The organism is Pokkaliibacter sp. MBI-7 (assembly GCF_029846635.1).
Classification (GTDB): Bacteria; Pseudomonadota; Gammaproteobacteria; order Pseudomonadales; family Balneatricaceae; genus Pokkaliibacter.
The window spans coordinates 1,526,744-1,553,274 of sequence record NZ_JARVTG010000002.1; the positions used below are offsets into that span (position 1 = coordinate 1,526,744).

General features: G+C 48.6%; 26 protein-coding genes and 1 pseudogene. 21 read left to right on the forward strand and 6 right to left on the reverse strand.

Annotated elements, in window-relative coordinates; translation table 11 throughout:
* Window positions 1-35: 35 nt before the first annotated feature.
* Window positions 36-956 (reverse strand): LysR family transcriptional regulator, encoded by a 921-nt coding sequence (locus QCD60_RS26645; protein ID WP_279789979.1) that lies wholly within the window; start codon window positions 954-956, stop codon window positions 36-38.
* 161 nt (window positions 957-1,117) lie between these two features.
* Between QCD60_RS26645 and QCD60_RS26650 the strand changes: the two genes are divergently transcribed.
* From QCD60_RS26650 to QCD60_RS26660, 3 genes are all read left to right on the forward strand, one after another.
* Window positions 1,118-1,708, forward strand: coding sequence for a malonic semialdehyde reductase (locus QCD60_RS26650; protein WP_279789980.1), 591 nt, complete (start codon window positions 1,118-1,120; stop codon window positions 1,706-1,708).
* A gap of 228 nt (window positions 1,709-1,936) precedes the next feature.
* Window positions 1,937-4,330 carry an ATP-binding protein gene (locus QCD60_RS26655; RefSeq protein ID WP_279789981.1) on the forward strand — a complete coding sequence of 798 codons (2,394 nt, stop codon included), beginning with the start codon at window positions 1,937-1,939 and terminating at the stop codon, window positions 4,328-4,330.
* Between the two features lie 683 nt (window positions 4,331-5,013).
* Complete coding sequence (locus tag QCD60_RS26660) at window positions 5,014-5,259, forward strand: hypothetical protein (protein ID WP_279789982.1); 246 nt, start codon at window positions 5,014-5,016, stop codon at window positions 5,257-5,259.
* 18 nt (window positions 5,260-5,277) lie between these two features.
* Here QCD60_RS26660 and QCD60_RS26665 read toward each other — a convergent pair whose 3' ends face one another.
* Window positions 5,278-6,393 (reverse strand): hypothetical protein, encoded by a 1,116-nt coding sequence (locus tag QCD60_RS26665; RefSeq protein WP_279789983.1) that lies wholly within the window; start codon window positions 6,391-6,393, stop codon window positions 5,278-5,280.
* A 268-nt stretch (window positions 6,394-6,661) separates the two neighbouring features.
* Here QCD60_RS26665 and slyA point away from each other — a divergent pair, with 268 nt between their 5' ends.
* The 3 genes from slyA to QCD60_RS26680 are packed head-to-tail and all read left to right on the forward strand — an operon-like array spanning window position 6,662 to window position 9,244.
* Window positions 6,662-7,108 carry a transcriptional regulator SlyA gene (gene slyA, locus QCD60_RS26670; protein WP_279789984.1) on the forward strand — a complete coding sequence of 149 codons (447 nt, stop codon included), beginning with the start codon at window positions 6,662-6,664 and terminating at the stop codon, window positions 7,106-7,108.
* A gap of 14 nt (window positions 7,109-7,122) precedes the next feature.
* Window positions 7,123-8,187 (forward strand): HlyD family secretion protein, encoded by a 1,065-nt coding sequence (locus QCD60_RS26675; RefSeq protein WP_279789985.1) that lies wholly within the window; start codon window positions 7,123-7,125, stop codon window positions 8,185-8,187.
* A gap of 40 nt (window positions 8,188-8,227) precedes the next feature.
* Window positions 8,228-9,244 (forward strand): DUF2955 domain-containing protein, encoded by a 1,017-nt coding sequence (locus tag QCD60_RS26680; RefSeq protein WP_279789986.1) that lies wholly within the window; start codon window positions 8,228-8,230, stop codon window positions 9,242-9,244.
* On the opposite strand, the gene QCD60_RS26685 is transcribed toward QCD60_RS26680, so the two are convergent.
* Both QCD60_RS26685 and QCD60_RS26690 read right to left on the reverse strand, forming a co-directional pair.
* Complete coding sequence (locus QCD60_RS26685; RefSeq protein WP_279789987.1) at window positions 9,237-9,965, reverse strand: DUF4328 domain-containing protein; 729 nt, start codon at window positions 9,963-9,965, stop codon at window positions 9,237-9,239. The genes QCD60_RS26680 and QCD60_RS26685 overlap by 8 nt on opposite strands.
* Window positions 9,966-10,072: 107 nt before the next feature.
* On the reverse strand, window positions 10,073-10,927 hold the full coding sequence (locus tag QCD60_RS26690) for a MurR/RpiR family transcriptional regulator (RefSeq protein ID WP_110186761.1): 855 nt from the start codon (window positions 10,925-10,927) through the stop codon (window positions 10,073-10,075).
* Between the two features lie 415 nt (window positions 10,928-11,342).
* Here QCD60_RS26690 and QCD60_RS26695 point away from each other — a divergent pair, with 415 nt between their 5' ends.
* From QCD60_RS26695 to QCD60_RS26705, 3 genes are all read left to right on the forward strand, one after another.
* Window positions 11,343-12,725 carry a nucleobase:cation symporter-2 family protein gene (locus QCD60_RS26695; RefSeq protein WP_279789988.1) on the forward strand — a complete coding sequence of 461 codons (1,383 nt, stop codon included), beginning with the start codon at window positions 11,343-11,345 and terminating at the stop codon, window positions 12,723-12,725.
* The gene (gene puuE, locus QCD60_RS26700) at window positions 12,722-13,648 is read left to right on the forward strand and encodes an allantoinase PuuE (protein ID WP_279789989.1); all 927 of its coding nucleotides are present in this window, start codon (window positions 12,722-12,724) and stop codon (window positions 13,646-13,648) included. Before QCD60_RS26695 ends, puuE begins: the two co-directional genes overlap by 4 nt.
* 217 nt (window positions 13,649-13,865) lie before the next feature.
* Window positions 13,866-14,771 (forward strand): DMT family transporter, encoded by a 906-nt coding sequence (locus QCD60_RS26705; RefSeq protein ID WP_279789990.1) that lies wholly within the window; start codon window positions 13,866-13,868, stop codon window positions 14,769-14,771.
* A 25-nt stretch (window positions 14,772-14,796) separates the two neighbouring features.
* Here the strand turns inward: QCD60_RS26705 and QCD60_RS26710 are convergent, their stop codons facing one another.
* Window positions 14,797-16,005 (reverse strand): multidrug effflux MFS transporter, encoded by a 1,209-nt coding sequence (locus QCD60_RS26710; protein WP_279789991.1) that lies wholly within the window; start codon window positions 16,003-16,005, stop codon window positions 14,797-14,799.
* A 352-nt stretch (window positions 16,006-16,357) separates the two neighbouring features.
* On the opposite strand from QCD60_RS26710, the gene QCD60_RS26715 reads away from it, so the two are divergent.
* The 10 genes and pseudogenes from QCD60_RS26715 (at window position 16,358) to QCD60_RS26760 (ending at window position 23,994) form a co-directional block, all read left to right on the forward strand.
* Window positions 16,358-16,987: a hypothetical protein gene (locus tag QCD60_RS26715; protein WP_279789992.1), complete on the forward strand. Its 630-nt coding sequence runs from the start codon at window positions 16,358-16,360 to the stop codon at window positions 16,985-16,987.
* Window positions 16,988-16,989: 2 nt separating this feature from the next.
* Window positions 16,990-17,577 (forward strand): DUF99 family protein, encoded by a 588-nt coding sequence (locus QCD60_RS26720; RefSeq protein ID WP_279789993.1) that lies wholly within the window; start codon window positions 16,990-16,992, stop codon window positions 17,575-17,577.
* Between the two features lie 143 nt (window positions 17,578-17,720).
* Window positions 17,721-17,854 (forward strand): annotated as a pseudogene (locus QCD60_RS26725) (IS3 family transposase); the annotation flags it as partial.
* 305 nt (window positions 17,855-18,159) lie between these two features.
* Window positions 18,160-19,026, forward strand: coding sequence for a hypothetical protein (locus tag QCD60_RS26730; protein ID WP_279789994.1), 867 nt, complete (start codon window positions 18,160-18,162; stop codon window positions 19,024-19,026).
* Window positions 19,027-19,263: 237 nt separating this feature from the next.
* Complete coding sequence (locus QCD60_RS26735) at window positions 19,264-19,671, forward strand: hypothetical protein (RefSeq protein ID WP_279789995.1); 408 nt, start codon at window positions 19,264-19,266, stop codon at window positions 19,669-19,671.
* Window positions 19,668-20,534 carry a hypothetical protein gene (locus tag QCD60_RS26740; protein ID WP_279789996.1) on the forward strand — a complete coding sequence of 289 codons (867 nt, stop codon included), beginning with the start codon at window positions 19,668-19,670 and terminating at the stop codon, window positions 20,532-20,534. Before QCD60_RS26735 ends, QCD60_RS26740 begins: the two co-directional genes overlap by 4 nt.
* Before the next feature lie 552 nt (window positions 20,535-21,086).
* Window positions 21,087-21,542, forward strand: a complete 456-nt coding sequence (locus QCD60_RS26745; protein WP_279789997.1) for a hypothetical protein — start codon at window positions 21,087-21,089, stop codon at window positions 21,540-21,542.
* Window positions 21,543-22,047: 505 nt separating this feature from the next.
* Window positions 22,048-22,464 carry a hypothetical protein gene (locus QCD60_RS26750; RefSeq protein ID WP_279789998.1) on the forward strand — a complete coding sequence of 139 codons (417 nt, stop codon included), beginning with the start codon at window positions 22,048-22,050 and terminating at the stop codon, window positions 22,462-22,464.
* Between the two features lie 259 nt (window positions 22,465-22,723).
* Window positions 22,724-23,131: a hypothetical protein gene (locus tag QCD60_RS26755; RefSeq protein ID WP_279789999.1), complete on the forward strand. Its 408-nt coding sequence runs from the start codon at window positions 22,724-22,726 to the stop codon at window positions 23,129-23,131.
* Window positions 23,128-23,994, forward strand: coding sequence for a hypothetical protein (locus tag QCD60_RS26760; protein ID WP_279790000.1), 867 nt, complete (start codon window positions 23,128-23,130; stop codon window positions 23,992-23,994). The genes QCD60_RS26755 and QCD60_RS26760 overlap by 4 nt, the downstream gene beginning before the upstream one ends.
* A gap of 101 nt (window positions 23,995-24,095) precedes the next feature.
* On the opposite strand, the gene QCD60_RS26765 is transcribed toward QCD60_RS26760, so the two are convergent.
* Window positions 24,096-25,028: an IS5 family transposase gene (locus QCD60_RS26765; RefSeq protein WP_279781181.1), complete on the reverse strand. Its 933-nt coding sequence runs from the start codon at window positions 25,026-25,028 to the stop codon at window positions 24,096-24,098.
* 415 nt (window positions 25,029-25,443) lie between these two features.
* On the opposite strand from QCD60_RS26765, the gene QCD60_RS26770 reads away from it, so the two are divergent.
* The gene (locus QCD60_RS26770) at window positions 25,444-25,890 is read left to right on the forward strand and encodes a hypothetical protein (protein ID WP_279790001.1); all 447 of its coding nucleotides are present in this window, start codon (window positions 25,444-25,446) and stop codon (window positions 25,888-25,890) included.
* Window positions 25,891-25,979: 89 nt separating this feature from the next.
* Complete coding sequence (locus QCD60_RS26775; RefSeq protein ID WP_279790002.1) at window positions 25,980-26,459, forward strand: hypothetical protein; 480 nt, start codon at window positions 25,980-25,982, stop codon at window positions 26,457-26,459.
* Window positions 26,460-26,531 lie beyond the last annotated feature (72 nt).

Sequence of the window (26,531 nt, forward strand, 5' to 3'; positions counted from 1 at the left end):
TACGTTTACGTCAACTGAGCGCCACAAACGCAGGATTACAGATCCATGCCCACTTTCTTACACTGCAATTTAAGATGAGAGGGGAGATTTTGTACGAACCAGTCGCGCGCCTTCCCACCTGGCTTTGGCTTCCAGTACAAAGAAACTGGCACCGGCTCACGCTCTTTCACTACTGGAATTTGTACCAATACGCCTTCTTCAATTAACGGGTCAGCCATTTTGACCGGCAGAAAACCACTACCCATCCCTTGCTTCAAGGCGGCAATCTTGGCATTAAAACTGGACACAGTGAGCGTGGGTTGACGGTCCAGCAGGCCAGTAGACAGCGGTGCACGATCACGCGAAGTGTCTGCTACGACGATCGCCCGATACTCTCTGATGTCTTCATCATCGGCTGGGCGCTGCAGTCTGGTAAGAGGATGATCCGGCGCCGCAACATAATGAAAGTTCACGTACCCTAGTGTGATCTGATGCAGACCGCGAGCGAACTCCGGGTGCAATGGCGCAACTAACAAATCTGCACGATCATTCAGCAACGCGTCCCATCCACCACCGAGTACATCCTCTTGCAATCTGATGTCGGTATGCCCCTGCTCTTCCCTGTAGAAATGCCCCACCAGTTCGAGAATCGGAAACACGGGCATCACGGAATCAACAGCCAGCGTCAGACGCGACTCCCATCCATTGGCCAACTGCCTGGCCTCCTCGACGATTCGCTCAGATGTCTGCAACAGTTGCCGCCCCTGTTCCAGCAAATACTGCCCGGCGGGAGTCAATTTGGCCTTATGCCCCTGCCGATCGAACAGCAGCATATCCATATCCTGCTCCAGCTTCTGAATGGTGTAGGAGACAGCAGATGTCACTTTATTCAGATCATCAGCAGCTCCGGCAAAGCTTCCTCGCCTGTCAATGGCATCCAGTACACGTAAGGCTTCCAGACTGATCGGTAGTGACATAATAGATATTCCTGTTGTATCAATCGCAAGTACGGGTATCGCATCTAAAGAAAAACAGCGTCCAGACGCCTTAATTAGATACTCAATATCAGACAGTGGCTTGTTTTTTTCGCATTGGCACATTAACTCAAAGATACTTAGCTCCCAAGGAAAACGAATCCATGTCCAACCTCTCGCAGGATGCAATGCAGCAACTCTTCAGTGATGCCAGAACACACAGCCACTGGCAGCCTCGCCCCATCGAAGACTCACTATTACAGGCTTTATATGAACAGGCCAAATGGGGACCAACCAGCATGAACTGCCAGCCCATGCGGCTGGTTTTTGTAAAGTCGCCGAAAGCCAAAGAAAAGCTCAAGCAAGCCCTGGCTCCCGGCAATGTCGATAAAACGATGAATGCCCCGGTAACTGTTATCGTTGCCACAGATATGACATTTTATGAAGGTATGCCCAGACTATTCCCTGCCAATGCAAACGCCAGAGATATGTTTGCCAACAATACGGCGTTAGCGGAAGCAACCGCCCTGCGTAACGCGACGCTACAAGGTGGCTACCTGATTTTGGCCGCTCGCGCACTTGGACTGGATTGCGGGCCAATGTCCGGTTTCAATGCCGATCTAGTGAATGATCTGTTTTTCGCAGGCACAACCATTAAAGCGAATTTTCTTGTCAATCTCGGTTATGGCCTCTCTGATAAAGTCTATCCCCGAGGACCACGCTACGACTTTGACGAGGCGTGCACCATTACCTGAACATTTACACTTGCTTGCCTGTAGGCAGCCATTTCGCTGGCTGCCTGCATGGTACTGAGCTAGTTTAAGTGAACCATATAAGCAGTACTCAACCAGCAACTCCCAGGCCTCAGGCTAAAGAAACACGCGCAAACAGGTACATTACTCAGGCACGGGCAACGTTAGTTGCATTGCATGCGCCAGCCTGATACAAGACTGGCAGTTTTTTACCCTTAGGAAGTTCAAAGGATGGCAAAAGCGCCTCGTCTTTCCCCTTTACAGCCGGAACAGCTGTCCGTTCATCTAAGCAAGAGCGATCTACCATTTTCATCAACTGCTGACCTTGAGCCACTCAGCGGTATCCTGGGTCAGGAAAGGGCTGTAAGAGCATTGCAATTTGGTGTTGCCATGCGTCGCCCCGGCTACAATATTTTCGTTATGGGCGAGCCAGGCACCGGCCGAGCTTCGTATGTACGCTCCTATTTGAAAAGTGAAGCCAAACGCCAGAAGACGCCCTCTGACTGGGTGTACGTTAATAACTTCAGTGACCAGCGTTCCCCCAATGCTATTGAGCTGCCAGCCGAGGCAGGCGCAGCCTTCAAAGACGACATCAATCAACTTATTGATAATCTGCTGCTCACTTTCCCGGCAGCCTTTGAAGACCCACGCTATCAGCAAAGCAAAAATGCTATCGAGCGCGAGTTCAATCAAAACTACGAAGAAGCCTTGGAGCGCGTAGAAAAAGCAGCCAGTCGCCAGGGCATTGCGCTATTCCGTGAAGCAGGTTCAGTATCTTTTGCACCGATTGTCGAAGGCAAACCTCTTGATGATGCCGACTTCACACAGCTATCCGAAGAAGAGCGTGATCGCATAAACAGTCAGATCAGTGATCTGGAAAGCCAGTTACGTGATGAACTTATCGGCCTTCCCCTATGGCGTCGTGAGACCAGCGAAAAACTGCGCACGCTGAATCAGAGCACTATCTCAGAGTCAATTGCCCCACTGCTGGCTCCCCTAGAGGAGAAGTACGAAAGCAATCAGGAAGTATTGACCTACCTGCAGCAGGTAGCCAGCAACCTTCAGAAAATTGTCATTGAAGAACTGGTTGATCAGGACACCCGCGACGAACCTGCAAAACGAGAAGCACTGTCGTCCCTGTATAGCCCCAATCTGGCGGTCTCCAGAAAGCAGACAGCTGGCACCCCCGTGGTGTACGAGCCTCACCCGACCTACAACAATCTGTTTGGCCGTATTGAGTACCTGCATGACCAAGGCGCACTGGTGACCAATTACCAGCAGATCTGCGCGGGCGCATTACATGCAGCCAACGGCGGTTACCTGATCGTCGATGCCGATAAGGTTCTGTCAGACTATGTATGGGACGCCCTGAAGCGTGCTCTGAAACGTCGTGAGCTGAAAATTGAGTCACCCTACGCAGAAATGGGTCTGGTCAGCACTACTACGCTTTCGCCAGAGACCATTCCACTGGATGTCAAACTTGTCCTGATTGGCTCGCGCGACATTTATTACGCTTTGCAGTCGCTGGACCCAGAGTTCAGTGAAATGTTCCGTGTACTGGTCGACTACGAAGACTACATTGAACGCACACCAGACAATCTGATGTCATTCTGCCGGCTGATTCGTGATCGCTGCGACAAAGAGGGTTATCTGAGCCTGAGCGATGATGCCATCGCACGTCTCATCGCCCACAGCGCGCGCCTGGCTGAGCATCAGCACCATATGACTGCCTCCATTGGCGAGCTGTTCGAACTGCTGGCAGAGGCTGACTATCTGGCCAGGCTAGGGTCTGCCGAGCAGATTACCGGTGAACATGTCCAACGAGCGCTGAAAGCCAAACAAGAGCGTACCGGACGTGTCAGCGAAGAAGTCAACAAACAGATTCTGGACGGCACCGTTTTGCTCGAAACCAGCGGCAAAGCTGTCGGCAAAATCAATGGCCTCACTGTCATGTCGATTGGTGATGCCCAGTTCGGTGCTCCAGCACGCATCAGCGTTACCGCCTATCCGGGTTCCAAAGGGATTGTCGACATCGAGCGCGAGGTTGACCTGGGCCAGTCAATTCATTCCAAAGGAGTGATGATACTGTCTGGCTATCTGGGCAACATGTACGCTCAGGAGACCCCGATGACGCTGTGCGCCCATATTGCCATGGAACAGAGCTATGGTTACATCGATGGTGACAGCGCCTCTCTGGCAGAACTTTGCTGCCTGATCTCGGCTTTGATCAAAGCCCCCCTGAAGCAGTCTCTGGCCATCACGGGCTCAGTCAATCAGCATGGTGAAGTGCAACCAATTGGCGGAGTCAATGAGAAGATCGAAGGCTTCTTCCGCGTCTGCCAGGCACGTGGTTTAACTGGTGAACAGGGGGTTGTCATTCCGAAAAGCAATGTACAGAACCTGGTGCTGGAAGATGATGTTGTTGACGCAGTACGTCAGGGCAAGTTCTCTATTTATGCCGTATCAACAGTAGATGAAGCCCTGGAACTGTTCACTGGCCAGACGGCCGGTGTAATACGCAAAGACGGCACCTTTCCAAAACGCAGCCTGAATGCACGTGTTATTGATCGCCTTGAGGAACTGGCCAGAATCAGTCTGGAGTTTGGCGACGGGGACGAAGAGTAACCATCCCCAGTTCAGCTATGGCCAGATTGCGCAATGCAATCTGGCCATACATATCATGATTAACACTTCGGCCCTTCACTACTGCCCAGCAAAGGCATTTCAATGCATCTCCCTTATCCACTTCACCAGCAGACAATGTTGGCTCGGGATACCTGACAATACAATACAAAGCACTTTGTATATAAATTGAAAAATTAATTGTAAAATACTGTTTCGCGATTACACTACGTAGCAATAGCAATACCCATGGAAGGCAACGTCGTGCATAACAGTCCAAAAAGTCAGACTAACTACATCTCCTATTTGTCATCGCTCACTTATTTACTGCATCGAGCACGAACCCATTATCAAGCGAACCAAAACCCTGACACTACGAGTAATACAACCCTCAGCGCTCTGCCGCACATGGCGATAAATACCAGTGAAGACCGTAAAAGTGCTGACAGTGATATCTCCAAAGCACTTCTGGGGAAGTAAATCTGCGGCAACCACAGCGCCTCCTTTGTAGCAAAGATGTAATCTGTTGTAGCGATTTTTAATCAGTAACTTCGTAGCAATTGACTCGCCATCGTTATAAAACGTTTGACGTGGCTCACGTAGCCTAAAACACGAATAAGTCCCGCTCTGCTATGGGTGACTGCTTATTACGTTTCTTCTGGATCTACTCAAAACAGGAATGTCTTATGAGTGGCTCTATTCCTCTGAACCTCCAGTTTGCCCTGATGCTCTTCAATGGCGTTGGCACGCTCTTGGTAGGTATCGCCGTTGTGGATCTGCTGACACCGCTAGACCTGGTTCCCGACGGTTGGCGATTCCCTTTTTACCAGTGGACGATGATTATTGTGGGTGTCTGCATGTGCATAACGGCAGGAATCATTCGCCTGAGAGCATTGATTCAGATAAATGCTGACAATCACAGCAATAACTGAGACCGAGCACCAAACGAACTATCGCTGATACCACTGACCATGCTGAAAGGCCAATTCCACTGGTTTACCCAACGGCACATGCATTCCAGTGATCAGCCCGAACAAAGGCGGGATGTTATACAGAATCAACGTGCCTTGCCATGTTGGAACCTTCCCTAAGGCTGCAGCATTCTGAGGCAACGTAGTCAGTTCTCCCTGCGCAGAGGGGGGCAGACCAGCTTCCAGTTGCATCTCTGCGTTTTCCAGTATTAACACCATCGGTTGTGTCATCAGCTCTGACTGTACGTCCTGCAACGCAACACCACCACTCGTCAACCCTATATTGTCCACCAGTTTCATCAACTTGGGCGTGTGCATCGACTGTACGTGAGATCTGGACTCAAATTCCCCCTTCAAACCAAGAAGATCGATGCTTGGGCTGAATACGTGAAACTTATATCCCAGCCTCCCGTTTGACAGCAGCCCCTGCGACTCAGCCTGAAGCTGCTCTGCACTTAACATTGGGACCATTGCGTTATTACGCTTACCTGTTACATCCAATGAGGCAATAACGGCATTTACCTGATGACTCAGTGCGTTTGTCACTCCTGAAACATCTGCAGTCCGGAAAAGCTGACTATGGATATTGATACCTTGTGCCCTGATCTGCATATCGGCACGGGACCAGTCAGCAGACGAGCTTATCCAGTTCAAACGGATGCTCGTCGTGTCCCAGGCCAACTCAGCAAGACTCTGCGCAACTTTAAGCGCTTCCAGACTGTTATGAAGATCCAGCTTTGGTAATTCAATTTTCAGATTGCCTGATGACAAACCAACACTGCCGCTGAATGCCAATGGTGGCAGGCCGAGGTAAGAACTTAACAAAGACTGTTCATTGCCTGATACATCAAGCACGCCGTGGCTTTGCACATGAAGCGGCCACCAGTAGCTAGCTGACAAGTTTAGCTGTAATGACAACGAGCCCACCTCTTCAGACAGAGGCACTGATATGCTTATCTGGTCCCCAAGCCACCCCTGCTCCTGCCATTGCACTGCGCTGCCTGGAATCTGTTCGCCCAGCACATTCAGCTGCTGCCTGACTACTCTGGCCGTCAGCAGGCAAGACAGCAGATAGCCCCCAGCCACTATCACCATAACCGAGGCGAAAACACCCTTCCTTAGCCGCATACATGAGTCTCTTACCTGACAAACCGACCGAGAGCTTACCTAATACATCGACACCAAACCATTGGTTGGTGGTGCAGAATATGTTGCGAAAAGGTGCTCCATTGATTCACGCCTGCCCCACTTCTACTGCTGTTCCATTTATGCAACGGACTGACAATGCATCTCCATCTTGAGACTGGTTTGCCTCCTAACTAATATTATTAGCAAGCTAATAATTACTCAGCGAACAATAATTATGAAGCCAAGTATTGGGTTGTGCATTCATCAACTGTCCCGCCTCTGGCGCAGTGTGCTGGATCAGGAGCTGGCCACCCTTGGTCTGACGCAAACCACGGGCGTAGCACTGGTTTACATTCACGCTGAGGGTGAAGGCATAGCCCAAACTGAGCTGGCTCGTATTCTGGCGGTCGAGCATCCCTCTCTGGTCAGAACGCTGGATCAGCTGGTCAAACTGGAACTGATAGAACGCCGCGCCTGCCAGAATGATCGCCGCAGCAAGCGCTTGTTTCTTACCGAGAAAGGAAAAGCACTGGTTGAGCCCGTCAACACCGTACGGGAGCGTTGCCAGTTGCAGGTCATGCAAGGTCTGTCAGAGGATCAGGCGGCACAGTTCCAACACACCCTCAATCTCCTTCAGTCCAACGCTCTGGCGCTGACCGAACGTAGTAAAAACCCGACATAACAGGCATTACCTCCATGTCTCCAGAACATTTGTTTCACCGCTGGTTAAAAATTTCCATCGGCGTTTTCGTCATCTTGTTTGCCTATTTCCTGCTGGCAGATATTTACATGCCCGCCACTACCGAAAGCACTGTCCGACGCTACGTCGTACAGGTAGCTCCGCGTGTTTCCGGACAGGTAACTCAGGTACTGGTGCACAACAACCAGCACGTCGAAAAAGGTGACCTGCTGTTCCAGATTGACCCCGTGGATTACCAATTGAGCGTGCAACAGGCAGAACTACATCTGCAGCAGGTGACGCAACAGGTTTCACAACTTCAGGCAGAACTCGATAGCGCTCAGGCCAGTCTGGACAAAGCCCGTATCAACTTTGCCAACGATCAGCGCGACGTACAGCGTTATCAGGCACTGGTGAACAAAGGCAGCATTCCAGTCAAGGATCGCGATGACGCCGTCTTCAAGCAGCGCGCAGCATCTGCTGAAGTTACCGCCAGCGAAGCCAAAGTAAAATCTATCGAAGCAGAACTTGGCATTGAAAATGGCGAAAGCATCCTTCTCAAACAGGCTAAAAATAGTCTGGCTACCGCCAGGCTGGCACTTGGGCGTACTCAGGTAAAAGCAGAGGGTGCAGGCTTCATTACTGATCTGCAGCTGGAAGAAGGCGCCATGGCATCTGCTAATCAACCCGTAGTTGCACTGGTTTCCGACAGTTCGCCCTGGGTAACAGCAGACTTCCGTGAGAAGAGCCTGATAAAAGTCAGCAGTGGCACCCCGGCAAAAATTGTTTTTGATGCGTTGCCAGGCACCGTCTTTGATGCAGAAGTAAGTCATCGCGATTACGGTGTGGCCAGTGCTCAGGGCAGCCCCGATGGCAAGCTGGCCAGTGCAGAAACCAGTACCCGCTGGGTGAGGGATGCACAACGAGTCCGAGTCAATCTGGAGCTGAAAGAAGCCTTTCCAGCCAATCTGGTCGTCGGCTCACGCGCGACAGTGCAGCTGATACCTTCTGATAACGTCCTGTTCAGTTTTCTGGCCAGCTCCCAGATCCGCCTGATCAGCTGGCTGCACTATATCTACTAGCAACCTGCTGAATCTTTGATGCCATCAACGAAGACACACCATGATCAACAGCCTTGACCACCTGAATAAGGTCCTCAGAATTGCCTTCGGTGCCAGCCTGGGGCTGATTATCTGCAAAGTGGCCGATCTCGATAGCTGGGGAGTGTTTTACACTATTGTTCCCATCCTGCTACTGGGCCTGGTGCCACGCATCAACCGCTTCGTAGCACTGCAGGCACTGGCCTCGCCACTTTTCGGCGCGGTGGTGCTATTCGGTTACAACCTCTGTGATAACCATCCCTTTTTGGCTACCCCCCTCATTTTCATGGTGTTTCTATTCACCTTCTATTGCATGGCCAAAGGCCCGCTGTTCCTTTTTGGTGCCATGGGCACCATCAACAATAGCGTCTTTCTGCACTTTACCAGCTATCCGGATGCTGACTTCAGCGTTATGTCCTGGGCAAACGTGCTGTCGACAGTGATAGGTTTGGTCATTTGCATGCTGGTGTTATGGTGGTTTCCGGTGCATCAGGCACCTGCGGCACCGCCACGTATTGCCAAGCCAACACATCAGGTAATTCATCAGACGCTGCTTGGTGCATCGGTGGCCACCACGTCGTTTGTGTTATTCCAGATTGCCGATCTGCGTGACTCGCTGTCAGCCCAGGCAACGTCGGTCCTGATACTGTTTCCGATGACACTGAGCGGCGTGCTGGACTCCGGCATGAAGCGGGCAAAGGGGGTTATGCTCGGCTCCAGCTATGCGATCGTCGCGCAGTTGCTGCTGTACACCTACTATCAGAATTTGACGCTGTCAGTGCTGGTCTTCTTTATTGGCTTGCTGTTATTTGCACGGGTTCAGCATCTGGAAGGGCCGGGGTCAGGAGTGGCCTTTGGGGGAATGACGACACTTGGCATCATCTTTGGTCAATATCTGAAAGCAGATCAGGATCTGATTTATAGCGCGCTTTACCGTATCAGCTCGGTCACGGTTGCCGTGCTCCTCACCCTGACTGCTGTCTATTTCTTTCACAGTCTGCTTAACCGCTTCCAGACCACTCGCTACGTGGTCAACTAGCCGCGCGACTGGGCATCGCCAGCAACGCAGTGCCCAGTCGACGTACCACCAGCATGAACATGATCAGCAATGGCAACGCGGCACCATCTGCCAGCAGCCGCGCCAGCAGCATATCCATCAAGGCCACCAGCTCATCCGTATCCTGGACCAGACGAAATGCCAGCCAGGACAGTGACTGAAAAAGCACCCAGCAGCCCCACCACACCGGCAACAGCCAACGACTGCCTGAACAGGGTACGGCTTCGTTAAAAACCTCGCGTAATGCCAGATAAGGCTTCCACAAGTTGAGCACAGGAATGAAGTAAAACAGGACAGTGCTGCGTGCCGGTTGCTGCAGGCGCAGGCCATGCTGACGGCCAAAGCCATGACTGAGATAAAACCAGCGCAGAGAGAGAACGGAAGCAAAACTGGTAACGAGAATGGAGACTGGCGCACCCAGGGTCTTGAGCGCAATCACCTTATCGATCAGAAGATACATACCATCGCCTTCAGCAACAGTGCCGTCTTCCAGGCCATGCAAAAACAGCAGCAGACATAGATTACAGCCGAAACTGAGCAGCGCCACCATGCCGCATAACCACAGCGAGCAGCGTAACCATGTGGTCAGTGTGCGATACCGCTCACCTGCTCCATCCATGAGTGCATCCCCGGAGCGTTCTTCCTTGTCATCGAAGCCTATAGTCCAGACACTGTCTGTCGCCTGATCCTGCTGAATGCTCATGCTTCCTCCTTGAATTCTGCTCAGGCATCCTGCCTGTCGGGACGAAGAGACGTCCGGAAATAATTAGCAATATATCGGGCCAGTCTAGCGTCAGTGGCGGGAAAGCGCTATTCCAGATTGATACTTGTCAGAGAAAGTTCATCCAGCTCCTCATAGATATCACTGATCTGACTGATGCGGGCGCGCCCCTGTTCCAGACATTGATGCAGCAGCGCGTTAGCCAGCACGTTGATCATGCTCATTGCCGCACTGTAGCTGTCAAAAGCGGAGACACTATCCAGAGGGCACTCCAACCACCAGGTGGCATGTTCAGACAGCTTCATCGCCGTGGCATCCGAGATCATCAGTAGCGGGATTCCTCGTTTCTTCAGCAGGGGCATCAGCTTGTCATGTAGTTTGATACGGCGGCGAAAGGCAATCGCAATCACCAGGTCTTCCTTACCCAGCTCTGCCAGCTCTTCACTCAGTGACTGCCCAGGCTGCGGCGCAAGCCCCACACCACCGCGTACCTGTTGCAACTGCTGACGCAGGTGCAGGGCCACCGGGTAACTGTTGCGATAGCCCAGCACCAGAATGCGTCTGGCATTCAGGGTGGCGCCGACAATCTGCTCGAACAGTTCAGGCGTCAGTTTTCGCATCCAGGCGAGCAGATTCTCTGTTTCGCGCTGATAGTGGCGCTCCAGCAATGTATTGCCGGCAACAATGGCCTCCATATCGGTCAGAGGTACACCAGACTGACGCAACTGGCGAGACTGCAGACGCACATCACGAAAATCCTTGTAACCCAGGCGTTTGAAGAAACGGCTGACTGTCGCTTTCGACACCTGACAGACCCGGGCCAGCTCCACCGAGTTATAGATCGCAAAGTCATCGAGGTGATCGAGAATAAAATCCGCCACCTTTTGCTCCTGCTGGGTCAGTGCCTGATACTGCGCTTTCACCCGTTGATCGATCTGCTTCATACCTCTCCCATGACGTCAGTACTGGCGATGACAGGCAGATGCCCCGCCCTAGTGCCTGAAAGTCGTTTAAACGCACAGTCGTGGCGCAAAAAACTTACCATTCAGTCAACAAAACAAGAAAACGAAATGATCGTTTCAAAGCCCATGCCAGTATTCATGGGATTCACAGCCCCATGGCACAAAATTTGAATATTTTGTATCAGCATCACAACGCTCACTTCGGCGCGCCAGTATCTGCACTTGAAGCAGACGGACACTGGATGTGCTGGGCAAGTACGACATCAACTCACTCTTTCCGCGATAAACCATGCTCAAGTAGCTGAAAGAAAAAGCCAGATGTCAGACAACCTGCTCAGACACATGCTCTGCAGCCAGTGCAGCCCCTAACCTGTGCAGATTCTACAAGGAGCAGACCATGTCGTCCTCTACCGATCTGATCTATCAGCTCGATGACCGCCCCCCCGCAGCAGCCGCCTTGCTGGCCGCATTCCAGCATGTGCTAGCCAGCTTTATCGGCATTATCACGCCGACGCTGGTCGTCGGTGGTGTACTCGGTCTGGGAGCAGAAATCCCCTACCTGATCAGCATGGCGCTCTTCGTCTCAGGCGTAGCTACCTTTATTCAGGTCAAAGGGATTGGTCCGGTCGGCTCGGGCCTGCTCAGTATTCAAGGCACCAGTTTCTCCTTTGTCGGTGGCGTCATCGCCGCGAGCATGACAGTCAAAGCCCAGGGCGGCAGCACTGAAGATATCCTCGCCACCGTATTCGGTGTGTGCATGGTCGGCTCACTGATCGAGATGATCCTTAGTCAGTTTATTGGCAAACTGCGCCGCATCATCACCCCTACGGTGACCGGTATTGTGGTATGCCTGATCGGTCTCAGCCTGATAAAGGTCGGCATCACCGATATCGCCGGTGGCTTTGGTGCCAAAGACTTCGGCAGCCCCGGTAATCTCGGTCTGGCGGCACTGGTTATTCTGCTGGTGCTGATCTTTCAGCTTTCCCGCTACCCCATGTTGCGTCTGTCAGCCATCTTCATTGGTCTGGTTGCTGGCTGTCTGGTAGCGGCTGCCACAGGCAAGATGCATACGCCATCGCTCGACGGCGTGGCGGTCATGGCCATTCCTGAACCATTCAAATACGGCTTCGGCTTCAGCTGGGAGGCCTTCCTGCCACTGGCCTTTATCTTTGTCATTACCGCCATTGAAACCGTTGGCGACCTGACCGCAAGTTCGCGCGTTTCCCGTCAGCCATTCGCCGGGCCGCTGTATGAAAAGCGTATCAAGGGCGGCGTCCTTGGCGATGGTTTCAACTCGCTGCTGGCAGGCGTATTCAACACCTTCCCCAATACCACCTTCAGTCAGAACAACGGGGTGATTCAGCTGACAGGTGTGGCAAGTCGCCATGTGGGCTTTTTTGTCGCCGCGATCCTGACCCTACTCGGCCTGTTCCCGTGGATTGGCGCACTGCTGCAGACCATCCCCAAACCCGTACTGGGCGCAACAACCACACTGATGTTTGGCACTATCGCCGTCGCCGGTATCCGCATTCTGGCCAGTGAACAGTTCAACCGGAAAAAGGTCCTCACCGTCGCCATCTCCTTCGGACTTGGCCTTGGTGTTACGCTGGTGCCTGATCTGCTCAAAGGTCTGCCCGAACTGGCACAGAAAATTTTCTCCTCATCCATTACTACCGGTGGTCTGACAGCCATTCTCTGCACCTTGCTGCTACCCGAGCTTGACCCTGTCACTGAAGCAGAGGAAGAGACCGCCATGAACAAGAAGGAAGCCTCAGCATGATGGAACCTCTAGGTGACTATCCACGCGACCTGATTGGCTACGGAGCCCAGCCTCCCCATGCCAACTGGCCGGGCAAAGCACGTATCGCCCTGCAGTTTGTGCTCAATTACGAAGAAGGCGCCGAGAACTGCATTCTCCATGGAGATGCGGCCTCAGAAGCTTTTTTGTCGGAAATGGTCGCCGCACAGCCCATCCCTGGCATGCGCCATATGAGTATGGAATCGATCTATGAATACGGCAGCCGGGCAGGCTTCTGGCGGCTACATCGCATCTTCACCGAGCGTCAGTTGCCGCTGACCGTCTATGGCGTCACCATGGCCATGCAACGCCATCCGCAAGCGGTAGAAGCTATGCTCAAAGCGGGCTGGGAAGTGGCCAGCCATGGCTATCGCTGGATTAACTACCAGAACTACAGCATCGAAGCCGAACGCGAAGACATGGAAAAAGCCATTTACTGGCACGAGAAACTGACCGGTCAACGCCCGCTGGGTTGGTACACCGGTCGCACCAGCCCGCAAACTCATGCACTGGTAGTAGAGAATGGCGGCTTTCTGTATGACGCCGACTCCTACGCCGACGATCTGCCTTACTGGTGTGACATCACCGGCAAACCTCAGCTGATCGTGCCCTATACCCTGGACACCAACGATATGCGCTTCGCGTCACCGCAAGGGTTCAACAGCGGCGATCAGTTCTTCACCTACCTGAAAGATGCCTTCGATGTACTGTACGCAGAAGGCGCTACCAGCCCGAAAATCTTGTCCGTCGGACTGCACTGCCGGCTGGTGGGTCGCCCCGCCCGGGCAGCTTCGCTGATTCGCTTCCTCGACTACGTGCAGCAGCACAGTGATGTGTGGATCTGTACACGTGAACAAATTGCCCGCCACTGGCAGGAGCATCATCCTTACCAGCCAGTAAAGTAGTGCATGCCAGAAATACGGCCTGATTCAAGCACACGGCCGCCCCCTTCCAGACTGCCCTCGGTATGGAAGGGGTTTTCTAACACCCCCCTTCATCATTCCTGTGCCTTTTCGTCTCCTCCAGTTCTATTCCCCTGAGGAATAGAGCGCATCACTTTTTACCATTTTATTCCTCCACTGATGACGCCTAGACTGCGCTCATCACCTGAGGAGACCTACCATGTCCGCCTGGATTGGACTGACCCTGTTTGCCGCGCTGATGCAGGCTGCACGCACAGGAATGCAAAAGCAGTTATCTACCCGAACCTCCGCCATGACGACCACCCTGGCGCGCTACTTCTACACCCTGCCTCTGGCCTGGCTATATCTGACTGCAGTGCTGCATATCCGCTCTGTCGATTTCCCGCAGGTGCAGGCGACCTTTTTGACATTCGCAGCCATGTCAGCGGTGGCGCAAATTCTTGCCACCGTCTTTATGGTTAAGCTGTTCCAGCAGCGCAATTTCGCCGTTGGCATCAGCTACGCCAAGTCAGAAGCCATCATGGTCGCCTTGCTGGGCGCTCTGTTCTTTGCCGAACCACTGACTTTACTGGGATGGTTGAGCGTTGGTGCGGGCGCCATCGGTATTTTACTGCTGAGCCCGCGAGGTGATGCGAGCGGAGGGATGGCCAGCCGGATTGCAGCGCTGCTGACTTCGAAGTCAGCGGCCTACGGTCTGGCAACGGGAGTATGCTTTGCGCTGTCATCGCTGTGGTTACGACAGGCCAGCTTATCGCTGGAAACCGACAAGGTGGCCAGTGCCGCAATGACACTAGCCACCATGATCAGTATTCAATGTGTGCTGATCGTCAGCTATCAGGCCGCCAGAACACCGGCAGAGCTCAAACACATGTTCAGCCACTGGCCACTGGTACTGGGCGTAGGCATCACCAGCATGTGTGGCTCGATTGGCTGGTTTACCGCCATGACCCTGGAGAACCCCGCACTGGTTAAAACCCTGGGTCAGGTGGAATTCTTCTTCACCCTGATCATCGCTTTACGCATCTTCAAGGAGAGTTTCAGCCTCAGGGAATATCTGGGGATGGCAGCCATCATTGTCAGCGTGGTCGGCGTGCTGAACGTCTGATTAGCTCTCACACAGGAGAATAGGGTCAGTGACCTGCCCTATTCTCTTCAGCCGTCATGGTGTGCCGCACAAGCAGTAACGCAGGAATCAGCAACAGCGTCAGCCCCATCACCGCCAGCGATCCGCTTAATGCCGTTTGCTGCACCAGACTGGCCAGTGCCGAAGAAATAGTCAGCTGAATACACCCCAGCAAAGCCGATGCCGTTCCCGCCTTTTCAGGAAACAGCTCCAGCGCCAGGCTCGATGCACAGCCCAGCCCCAGCGAAAATCCCAGGCAGATAATCGAGGCAGGCAGCATATAAGTCATCGCCCCCAGCTGCAGCCACAGCACCCCGGCGATCTCAGCCAGCCCGCCAGTCAGCATAATGCACAGCGCCAGTGTCACCATCTTCTTTCTGCCCAGTGTTGCCGTCAGTCGGGGAGCAAGCACAAAGCCGAGAATGTTGATACAGGCGTTGCCACCAAACCACAGGCTGAAGGCAATCTGCGACAGACCAAGGCCATCAATCAGCACAACCGGAGCGTAGGTGACATAAGTGATGATCAGCGTCATCGCCGCTGCACACACCAGCGCGTAATAAAGGAAGAAGCGGCTAAACAATACACTGCGATAACGCTGCCACTGATAAAGCCTGCCACTGCTGTCAGTATGATCCGGGCGAGTCTCAGGGAAGCGCCCCAGCACCAGCATCCCGACGACCACAGCAAAGGCACCCATAAAGATAAAGTTGGAGCGCCAGCCATATTGCAGCGCCAGCAAACCACCCAGCATTGGCGCCAGCGCCGGGACAATACACAGCACACCGTTCAGATAACTGAAAATACGGGCTCCCTTTTCAGGATCAAACGTATCGCGCACTGCCGCCATGGTAACGATGGAGGTAGCGCAAGCACCAATGCCCTGCAGTACACGGCCTGCATAAAGCCCTTCGAGCGAACCAGCCTGAGCAGCGATAAAGGCTCCCAATCCGTAACAGATGATGCCTGCAATCAGCACAGGCCGGCGCCCGATCCGATCAACCAGTGGCCCCAGCACAATCTGCCCCAGCCCCATCGTCAGCAGAAACAGCGTAATGGTCGCCTGCAGTGCACTGCCGGGAGCGTTGAAGTCAAGCATCATGGCGGGAATGGAAGGCAGAAAGATATCGATAGCCATCGGGCCAAACATCACCAGCGCCATCAGGATAATCAGCAGCCACGGTGATCGGGGACGGGCTAAGGCAGAGGTTGTCACAACCAGCTCACTCTTTGCAGAAAGTGGGAAAAAGCGCGCCAGTTTACCCAGCAACCACGTCAAGTTAAAACGATTATTTCGACCAGATGGATGAGGACAGGTAATGGCTGACATCGACGATGTGAACTCTGCGTCCAGACGTTACACATAAGAAACGGCTAACGGCTAACGGCTAAAAGAGCGATTAGCTGGAAGACCAGTATGTACTGCACAAACTTGCGCATGCCCTCGCAGGCTGTGTCGCTGGTGCTGCGACCAAGGGCGGAAATATCGCTGCGACAATTGCTCTTTAATATGGCCAATTAATTGAATCTCATAACCTCCTATTCGGGGACCAACCTTGGAGAATATTGTGACAAACGAAGCCAGATTTAAACCAGACTTCTACACAAGAATAGACTGGTACGCAATGGATAAAAATGGACACATAGCCTTAATGGAAAATTATGGCTGGGGTGATATACCATATTCTTTGCAAAAACTGCAGGAGTGGAGTGAAAGGCTGGATGATTTTAACGAGTACATTAATGAAGAGCTTACTCCATATAAACCCTACCAAAATAAAAATGGTGGTTTTGAATTGGATATATATGGAAGTGTAATGTACTCACATAAAAATCCAGGTGGAAAGCCATATAAAATTTTTTCAAGAGATGAGGTTATTAGAAGATTGTTAGAAACATACTCTAGAAATCAAAAAAATAGCCCTTTAAGCTTAGCAGCCCGAAAAGGAATATTCACATATAGAGGCGTTGAAGGATACAAGGAGGGTGATGATACACCGGTAGGATTCGATGGAGAGTTCAAAATGGGTGACTACTATAGATTTTTAAGGCCCACTGAGTACTTAAGAATAAGTGAGCTACCAGCACCACTTAGAAAATATGTTTGCATTTCAAAGAACATTGACTTCAATAAAGATAGATTAATAGAAAGTCAGTATATTGACTCATACTTCCCCGAAACCTATTTAGAAAAATAACAATGCTGAATATAGAAAAGGCAATAACAAGGAAAAGAACACTCAGAACAATAGGCATCGATGATATGCCTTTTAATATTGGCCAGCCTGAGCTTGTATCAATGACAGGCATTATATGTACAGGGACACGATTTGAGGGCATGTTAAAGAGCGACATTACTCAAGATGGCATGGATGCTACCCAAAAAATTTCTCAGATGATACTAAACAGTAAGTTCTATAGACAGCTTCACGCAGTCTTAATTGATGGTATTACGCTTGGTGGCTTCAACACTGTCGATCTGAGCAAACTATCTGAAGAACTTAAAATCCCTTGCATTTCCGTTATGAGAAAAGCTCCTGATATGGATGCTTTCAAGAAAGCAATAGAGAACCTGCCGCACAGCCATGAAAGGCTTGCTGCATTACACAGTGCTGGGGATGTCATTCACGAGGGTGGATACTATTTTCAGGTAAAGGGATGTTCCAGAGAGGTGGCAGCCACAGTCCTGTTACAGTCAACACTACATGGAAAAATACCTGAGTGTCTAAGAATATCTCATTTGATCAACTCTGCATTGGCCACTGGGGAGAGTAGTAATAGTGCGTGAGCAATGAATACTGGTTTTTATTTAGATATTTAGGAAGTGTTCATTTTTCTGTGTCGCTTCTCTAATCTGCCCCAAACTAGCGGATACGTGAACTATTTAGAAATGATTCCACTTAAAACAAAATTTATGATTCTAGCAACCACAAATGCATCCACGGGGAGCGATGAGCCGCATCCAGATGCGTAAAACCGTGTTTGAATACATCGAAATCGACTACAAGCACCAGCGGTATCACAGCACGCTGGGGCACATCAGTCCACAGGTCTTTGAGGCCCGGAGAGTGCTTAAACCCGTGCCCACAACTGCTGGGCAAGATCAAAAAGATGGAATGCTCTATGTTATCGAAGCTAAGCAGTTTTCAGCATATTTGTCATTGAAGCTCGACCCCGGTACAGAAAAACGTTTTGTACAGATGACAGACGAACGACTTCGACAAATCGCAGACGAGTTGCGAAAAACAAGCGACCCCAGCAAGAAGAATGCTGGCTTAGCGATTATGAATGCATTAAATACTGGAAATATTGCAAAATTTGTTACTGCCGTAGATAAAAATGCGCAATCACTTGTTATGGTACCCATCAAATGACCATCCAATTAGAATGTAAATTTAATAAAAACAGAGACAGAGATATAAATACCGCCGTACATGGTAATGGAGTCGATATAATTACCATTCTTAAGTCTAATAGCGAGCATATAGACAAAATATCCTTAGACTACAGCAATGGAATATCATACACAGTTGATCTACTAACATTACGCATTCAACTAGGGCAACTAGCCATATACGAAGCCAAAATAAATCATGATATAAAAAGAGCAAAAGAATTATATTATTTGTCCGCTTTGGCTATTATTAAAGCACTGGAGCACAGTACCGCAACATTTGTTCTGGGAGGGACACCGTGTCTTCCCGAGTTCGCACTGCCTTTGGTTTGTGATGCAACAACGTTATATCCGCTATTTGCTCAACTGACCGAAGAAAAAAGCTTAGCATTAGCCGAGCAAGGTAGCTGGGCAAGTATTATGCGTTGTTACCAGGCTGCTCTTATTAAGGACTGGGCGGAAATTGAAAGGATGATTGCAATTCTGCAGAAAAAATTCGCCAAGCTAAAAGCCAACGCTAATGTTGTCTACTATATAGAGTTTTTTCAGGCACTGCTAAACAACAACACGGATGACGTAGAGGCCAGCCTGCGCACACTACTTACACCACCGTTGGTGGTAAAGCAAAACAGTGAATGGCCAAAAAGAAGTCACGAAGGTGAGTACATGTGCCATTTTGGTATGCCCTTTGCCAAGCTTGCCTGGATATTGGGCCATGAAATTGAGATCCAACACCCGTTGATTGTGTCCGAGCTATTGCCGGTGAGACCACTGGAGCATTATCACAATCCCTATCCCTTCCTTGAACCTGCAGAGTCAACATGGGCTCTTCTAAATAGTTGATCAAAGCAAGGGGGATAACAGCAGTTACCCCCTTTTATTGTCAGCCGCAATTATATATTTCACTAATCAGTGCACATGATGACTCTATGAATAGAATCTTGAGGAAGAATGTGAATCTCTCCATATTTTTAACCTGCCTGTAATAGCAAGAGAATAGCACTCCTAAACACACAAATACGGTTAGATACCCTGCAACACTTTCGCCCCAATTTTCTTAACTGCAAGCAACAGCAGGATTTGCTGAATAAAATTGTTTCCAGTGGTGACTCAAAAGGCGAGCTGACTGAAGCCCTGTCTAGCAATCTCTTCAAAAGCAAAGGCTTTATTGAGCTGCCCGGAAAATACAGGGGAGAAAATGGCATCGATGGACTTTATATAAAAGATGGAATGCTCTATGTTATCGAAGCTAAGCAGTTCTCAGCATATTTGTCATTGAAGCTCGACCCCGGTACAGACAAGCGTTTTGTACAGATGACAGACGAACGACTTCGACAAATCGCAGATGAGTTGCGCCGGACAACTGATGCTAGTAAGAAAAATGCAGCAACATTAATAGATAATGCATTAGATACTGGAAATATTGCAAAATTCGTTACTGCCGTAGATAAAAATGCACAATCACTCGTTATGGTGCCGATCAAATGACCATCCAGCTAGATTGCAGATTCAAAAAAAGCAGAGATAAAGAACTTGTCGTATTCGTCATTGGTGATGAAAGTGGCTTTATAACACTGAATGAGTCTTACGCTAATCAGATAGAAAAAATTTCAGCCGAATATGAAAGTGGAAAAAAATTCACAGTAAGCTACATGACACTTCGCATATATCTAGGGCAACTCGCCATATACGAAGCCAAAATAAATCATGATATAAAAAGAGCAAAAGAATTATATTACTTGGCTGCTTTGGCTATTGTTAAAGCACTGGAGCACAGTACCGCCACATTTGTTCTGGGAGGGACACCGTGTCTTCCCGAGTTCGCACTGCCTTTGGTTTGTGATGCAACAGAGTTATATCCGCTATTTGCTCAACTGACCGAAGAAAAAAGCTTAGCATTAGCCGAGCAAGGCAGCTGGGCAAGTATTATGCGTTGTTACCAGGCTGCTCTTATTAAGGACTGGGCGGAAATTGAAAGGATGATTGCAATTCTTCAGAAAAAATTCGCCAAGCTAAAAGCCAATGCTGCTGCTGTCTACTTTATAGAGTTCTTTCAGGCGCTGCTAAGCAACAACACGGATGCCGTAGAGGCCAGCCTGCGCACACTACTTACACCACCGTTGGTGGTAAAGCAAAACAGTGAATGGCCAAAAATGAGTCACGAAGGTGAGTACATGTGCCATTTTGGTATGCCCTTTGCCAAGCTTGCCTGGATATTGGGCCATGAAATTGAGATCCAACACCCGTTGATTGTGTCCGAACTATTGCCGGTGAGACCACTGGAGCATTATCACAATCCCTATCCTTTCCTTGAACCTGCAGAGTCAACATGGGCTCTTCTGAATAGTTGATCAAAGCAAGGGGGATAACAGCAGTTATCCCCCTTTTATTGTCAACCGCAATTATATATTTAACTAATCAGTACACATGATGACTCTATGAATAGAATCTTGAGAAAGAATGTGAATTTCTCCATATTTTTAACCTGCCTGTAATAGCAAGAGAATAGCACTCCTAAACACACAGGTACGGCGCGATACCCTGCAACACTTTCGCCCCAATTTTCTTAACTGCAAGCAACAGCAGGATTTTCTGAATAAAATTTTTGCCAGTGGAAGAAAGAATTAAAAGATGTAATACTGGCCAAGCCAACGGGGATATTCTCGCTATTGAGGTCAAGACCTACCAAAGATACATAACATCCACCAATAAAAATAATGAAATAAAGCTGACATCTAGAATATACTCGAAAATTGCAAAGAATCTCCACCTGCGTGATCCTGTTCAAGGATATAATCCACAATGTTTTTTTCTTGAGGCACCTCCATCACAGGAATTGTCACGCATACTAGAACTAAACAATATCGCGCACGTTATTTATAATTAATACCAAGGCAGACATCATGAATAAAAATCCAGAGAGCATTCTCAAAGAAAGAATTAATAACTTTGAAAAGTTCAGAAAAGAAAGGCTTCCGGTACTACATAAATTTTCTGAAGCCATTGGACTACCAAACCCCCATGAGATACTTTTAGTCCCCAAGAGGTATCTTCCATATCTAGACGAATTTTTAGAAGACCAAGTAATTGAAGAGCACAATCGTTCTTGGTTAATCACAAGGATTGGATATTTTTTCGGAGAAATTTTAGTTGAAGAGTTTCAAGGGTGTTGGATGGTAGATGAAAACACCTCATCAGAAAATTTTACAAAATACGTAATAGGTGATTTTGAGAATAATATTAACACCTTAACAGTTGATCCATTTCTTTTCGCAGCAAGATTTGTCGACACACCGGCACCGAGAAGCCTAAAAAATGCCTATACTGACATGCTAAGTAATATTCCATCTTTTAATTAAAAAAACACCGACACCTCTGGCTATGCTGGAGGTGTTGAGATACTCCCAAGTAGGAAATTTCATCATTCCTGAAAAGATTTTTTTATAACTCACAACACTGTCACAGCTAGAAACATCACAATCATTCGCAAGTTTCCCTCCCACTCTAAAGCTAAGTTTTGTAGAGCCTCAGTTTCTCAAAATACGCCAATATCGCTTGATGCATTCGCTCTCTATACCCTGTAAGCTATTAACAGCTCATCCAGATTTTTATAGGAGCGATTACGAACGATACCATCGCGATACCCTTTTAACCTATTCAGCATCGAAGAACCACCGCCAGTACTTGAACCTAGACTGACTAGAATAAAAGGAATAATGCGGAAAGACTAATAACCACATATAAAAACAAACCCGCAACCAATCACTACAAGGCTTTCAGAGTAAGAATAGTGATTGAAACGTGACAGTAGAGAAATTGCAGCAAATAAAAACCTGAAAAATCAACATTCACACCGAAAACCAATTGAAAAGACAAGAAATAAACGAAGAAAAAAGTGACCTGGAAAAATTTCAAGATTTCATGTTCGAGATGAGTGATGTGTTAGAATTATTTATCTCTACAGCAAGTGAGAATGGCTACATCCTTGATTACTCTTTAGATAGTTTAGAGCACTTGATTGATAGCACTGAAGAAAAAAATGTTAATTTCATGAACAGATGCGCACGATATTTAGGCGAAGTATTCAGGAAAGAATTAGGGGGATATTGGGATATCGACTTAGAGAACCCAGTAAATCTCTATTATAAGCTTCCAGTTATTGCTAAATTTATTGCTACAGCACCAGATTGTACCTTTTGTCCACTTATGGTAGTTAGAAACTACATACTCGGAGGAAAAAGAGGTTTATTTTTAGGAGCATTAAATGCAAACCGATTATAAAAGAAGTGTTCAGAAATCCAATTGGTAAATTATTTTTTACTACAGCCATATACCTGAGCTGGCATTAGCCAGCTCACTCGCTCTCACTGATTAAAATAGTCAATCTCAATGGATGAAATATGGAGAGAGAATGTAAATCTCTCCATATTTTTAACCTGCATGTAAGAGCAAGAAAATAGCACTCTTAAACACACAAATACGGTTAGATACCCTGCAACACTTTCGCCCCGATTCTCTTAACTGCAAGCAACAGCAGGATTTGCTGAATAAAATTGTTTCCAGTGGTGACTCAAAAGGCGAGCTGACTGAAGCTCTGTCTAGCAATCTCTTCAAAAGCAAAGGCTTTATTGAGCTGCCCGGAAAATACAGGGGAGAAAATGGCATCGATGGACTTTATATAAAAGATGGAATGCTCTATGTTATCGAAGCTAAGCAGTTCTCAGCATATTTGTCATTGAAGCTCGACCCCGGCACAGAAAAACGTTTTGTACAGATGACAGACGAACGACTTCGACAAATCGCAGTCGAGTTGCGCCGGACAACTGATGCTAGTAAGAAAAATGCAGCAACATTAATAGATAATGCATTAGATACTGGAAATATTGCAAAATTCGTTACTGCCGTCGATAAAAACGCACAATCACTCGTTATGGTGCCGATCAAATGACCATCCAGCTAGATTGCAGATTCAAAAAAAGCAGAGATAAAGAACTTGTCGTATTCGTCATTGGTGATGAAAGTGGCTTTATAACACTGAATGAGTCTTACGCTAATCAGATAGAAAAAATTTCAGCCGAATATGAAAGTGGAAAAAAATTTACAGTAAGCTACATGAGGCTTCGCATGTATCTTGGGCAACTAGCCATATACGAAGCCAAAATAAATCATGATATAAAAAGAGCAAAAGAATTATATTATTTGTCCGCTTTGGCTATTATTAAAGCACTGGAGCACAGTACCGCCACATTTGTTCTGGGAGGGACACCGTGTCTTCCCGATTTCGCACTGCCTTTGGTTTGTGATGCAACAGAGTTATATCCGTTATTTGCTCAATTAACCGAAGAAAAAAGCTTAGCATTAGCCGAGCAAGGTAGCTGGGCAAGTATTATGCGTTGTTACCAGGCTGCTCTTATTAAGGACTGGGCGGAAATTGAAAGGATGATTGCAATTCTGCAGAAAAAATTCGCCAAGCTAAAAGCCAACGCTAATGTTGTCTACTATATAGAGTTTTTTCAGGCACTGCTAAACAACAACACGGATGACGTAGAGGCCAGCCTGCGCACACTACTTACACCACCGTTGGTGGTAAAGCAAAACAGTGAATGGCCAAAAAGAAGTCACGAAGGTGAGTACATGTGCCATTTTGGTATGCCCTTTGCCAAGCTTGCCTGGATATTGGGCCATGAAATTGAGATCCAACACCCGTTGATTGTGTCCGAGCTATTGCCGGTGAGACCACTGGAGCATTATCACAATCCCTATCCTTTCCTTGAACCTGCAGAGTCAACATGGGCTCTTCTGAATAGTTGATCAAAGCAAGGGGGATAACAGCAGTTATCCCCCTTTTATTGTCAACCGGCTTTGTTGCATAAATAGATGTCAGCATATAAGACCCCTTACCCCAGATGATCTTATGGTATGCGCACCGTCATCGGTGTCCCGAGCCGCGTAAAGCGATTCAATATTGCCGCCCGCACCTGAAGCTCGGCGACCTGCCGGTCAAAATCCCTTGCCATCACGCGTTCACCCAGCCGCTTGAAACAGTGCATTTTGGTTTCCACCAGACTACGCCGATGATAACCGCTCCACTTCTTCCAGAGCGTCCGGCCCAGCCGGCGGGTGGCCCGCAGAATCTCATTCCTGGCAGAGGCCCCCGGGCGATTTTCCTTCCACGGCTTCGCATTCTGGCGGGTGGGTATCACCGCCTCTGCCTCTCGCCGGGCTATCGCCTCATGACAGCCTCGCGTGTCGTAGGCACCATCTCCACTGACAGACGCTATCTTCTCCTCCACCGGTATCTGACTCAGCAACCCGGGCAGCATCGGTGCGTCCCCCACCGCATTGTCGGTCACCTCAATAGCCCGGATTTCCAGCGTGTGCGCATCGATGCCCAGATGCACCTTGCGCCATTGGCGGCGGTAGTCCGCACCGTGCTTTTTGGTTTTCCATTCCCCTTCGCCCAGCATCTTGATACCGGTGCTGTCGATCAACAGATGCAGTCCGGTCGTGGCTGGGCAGCAAGGAATCACGACCTGCAGCGACTTCTGGCGCCGACAGACGGTGCTGTAGTCGGGGGTTGGCCAATCCAGCCCTGCCAGTTTAAGCAGGCTTTGTACCATGCCCACCGCCTGGCGCAGGGCCAGGTTGTAGAGGCATTTAATGGTCAGGCAGAACTGAATGGCTGCATCGCTGAAGGTGGGCGTACGTCCTCGCTTCCCGCACGCAGAACCGTACCAGTTCATGTCACGGTCGAGCCAGATCATCAGCGATCCACGCGCTTTGAGCGCGGCGTTGTAGGACTTCCAATTGATGGTCTTGTACTGAGGTGAGGCCGGTTTATTCATGCCGTCATTCTACAGCATGGGACTCAACATGATTTGTGCAACAAAGCCTTGTCAACCGCAATTATATATTTAACTAATCAGTACACATGATGACTCTATGAATAGAATCTTGAGAAAGAATGTGAATCTCTCCATATTTTTAACCTGCCTGTAATAGCAAGAGAATAGCACTCCTAAACACACAGGTACGGCGCGATACCCTGCAACACTTTCGCCCCAATTTTCTTAACTGCAAGCAACAGCAGGATTTGCTGAATAAAATTATTGCCAGTGGCAAAATAAATTAAAACATGAAATGCTGGTCAATAAAGCAGGACAGATAAAGAAATATTTACTCCTGATAATTAAAAATAGATAAGATAGTTACCCGAGTTAAACTCACAGCTCGGGTAACATGCTACTGAAGAGAGAAATAATGAACGACTTAACTAAAGAAGGCTTACTGCACCTTAGCTATAAAAGTGACGTAGACAGAAGTGTTTGCAAAACTGCTAATCCAGATTGGCTACCAATAGAAGAGGGCATGAATAAGATATTCCAACATGGAGGCTTTTTGAAATTAGAAAATAGAGCCGCAAATTCTGGATACATATATCACATAGGAATAGATTCATTAGGCGGCCAATTCAGAATTGTTCTACTCACCAACTCAGATGACCCACAAAATGACATCATGGAATGGTGGGAACCAGAAGACTTGCCTTTCAGAGGTAAGACTTTATTTGGTGACGATGCATGGGATAATCGAACAGTTTGCACAGACATCAGCACTGCTTATAAAATTCTTAAAGAATATCATGCAAAAATGGATTTAATAGAGAATTTGGAGAACATGCGTTATACATGGAATAAAAAACCATAACAACTGAGAAATTTTCGGCTTCTACAGTGAAAGAAGCCGAAGAAAAGCTCTAGATCACAACAGCTGTTAGATGGCAGGATTTATTGAGAATGAGCAAATTTAACTTTTTTTATTGCAAGTCTTGGTTCTGGGCAAAGAAGCGCCCAACTGAAATATGGAGCGAAGAACAGGCAAAACAGGCGCATGATGAACGTAGAACATACACTGTGTTGGTGAATGATCTTGAGCGGCCTTACGCAGTTATTGATGTTGCAGGGAATACAAATTTTGTTGGCGTTACTTTTTTAGATGATTTTTTAAGGGAAAGTTTGTCCTATCATTTTAAAGAAGTTGAGCCAGGGAAATTGTTTTTATCGATGGCAACGCATAGAGAATTTGAGAGCGACAAAGATCAAGTGAAGTTGGGAAACTCATATATTTTTAATGAGGATGGCAAGCTGATAATTAGAAAACAATCATTTAACCCGCAAAGTCTCGAAGAAGCGAACTCTTCGGCTGATGTCAGCGGGAATTATGAAAAATATCCTAATTTTGGTGAATATGATCACTTATTGAAAGTTGAGCGATAAGAATAGGTAGCTAACCTTTAATGCAAAAAAGCCCCCGCGCTTTGAATCAAGCGCAGGGGCTTTTTTTATCGT

Excerpts from the sequence above, each read along its gene's own strand:
- QCD60_RS26645 (WP_279789979.1), bottom strand. The coding sequence starts at position 956 with ATGTCACTACCGATCAGTCTGGAAGCCTTACGTGTACTGGATGCCATT.
- QCD60_RS26650 (WP_279789980.1), top strand. The coding sequence starts at position 1,118 with ATGTCCAACCTCTCGCAGGATGCAATGCAGCAACTCTTCAGTGATGCC.
- QCD60_RS26655 (WP_279789981.1), top strand. The coding sequence starts at position 1,937 with ATGGCAAAAGCGCCTCGTCTTTCCCCTTTACAGCCGGAACAGCTGTCC.
- QCD60_RS26660 (WP_279789982.1), top strand. The coding sequence starts at position 5,014 with ATGAGTGGCTCTATTCCTCTGAACCTCCAGTTTGCCCTGATGCTCTTC.
- QCD60_RS26665 (WP_279789983.1), bottom strand. The coding sequence starts at position 6,393 with ATGGTGATAGTGGCTGGGGGCTATCTGCTGTCTTGCCTGCTGACGGCC.
- slyA (WP_279789984.1), top strand. The coding sequence starts at position 6,662 with ATGAAGCCAAGTATTGGGTTGTGCATTCATCAACTGTCCCGCCTCTGG.
- QCD60_RS26675 (WP_279789985.1), top strand. The coding sequence starts at position 7,123 with ATGTCTCCAGAACATTTGTTTCACCGCTGGTTAAAAATTTCCATCGGC.
- QCD60_RS26680 (WP_279789986.1), top strand. The coding sequence starts at position 8,228 with ATGATCAACAGCCTTGACCACCTGAATAAGGTCCTCAGAATTGCCTTC.
- QCD60_RS26685 (WP_279789987.1), bottom strand. The coding sequence starts at position 9,965 with ATGAGCATTCAGCAGGATCAGGCGACAGACAGTGTCTGGACTATAGGC.
- QCD60_RS26690 (WP_110186761.1), bottom strand. The coding sequence starts at position 10,927 with ATGAAGCAGATCGATCAACGGGTGAAAGCGCAGTATCAGGCACTGACC.
- QCD60_RS26695 (WP_279789988.1), top strand. The coding sequence starts at position 11,343 with ATGTCGTCCTCTACCGATCTGATCTATCAGCTCGATGACCGCCCCCCC.
- puuE (WP_279789989.1), top strand. The coding sequence starts at position 12,722 with ATGATGGAACCTCTAGGTGACTATCCACGCGACCTGATTGGCTACGGA.
- QCD60_RS26705 (WP_279789990.1), top strand. The coding sequence starts at position 13,866 with ATGTCCGCCTGGATTGGACTGACCCTGTTTGCCGCGCTGATGCAGGCT.
- QCD60_RS26720 (WP_279789993.1), top strand. The coding sequence starts at position 16,990 with ATGCTGAATATAGAAAAGGCAATAACAAGGAAAAGAACACTCAGAACA.
- QCD60_RS26730 (WP_279789994.1), top strand. The coding sequence starts at position 18,160 with ATGACCATCCAATTAGAATGTAAATTTAATAAAAACAGAGACAGAGAT.
- QCD60_RS26740 (WP_279789996.1), top strand. The coding sequence starts at position 19,668 with ATGACCATCCAGCTAGATTGCAGATTCAAAAAAAGCAGAGATAAAGAA.
- QCD60_RS26745 (WP_279789997.1), top strand. The coding sequence starts at position 21,087 with ATGAATAAAAATCCAGAGAGCATTCTCAAAGAAAGAATTAATAACTTT.
- QCD60_RS26760 (WP_279790000.1), top strand. The coding sequence starts at position 23,128 with ATGACCATCCAGCTAGATTGCAGATTCAAAAAAAGCAGAGATAAAGAA.
- QCD60_RS26765 (WP_279781181.1), bottom strand. The coding sequence starts at position 25,028 with ATGAATAAACCGGCCTCACCTCAGTACAAGACCATCAATTGGAAGTCC.
- QCD60_RS26770 (WP_279790001.1), top strand. The coding sequence starts at position 25,444 with ATGAACGACTTAACTAAAGAAGGCTTACTGCACCTTAGCTATAAAAGT.
- QCD60_RS26775 (WP_279790002.1), top strand. The coding sequence starts at position 25,980 with ATGAGCAAATTTAACTTTTTTTATTGCAAGTCTTGGTTCTGGGCAAAG.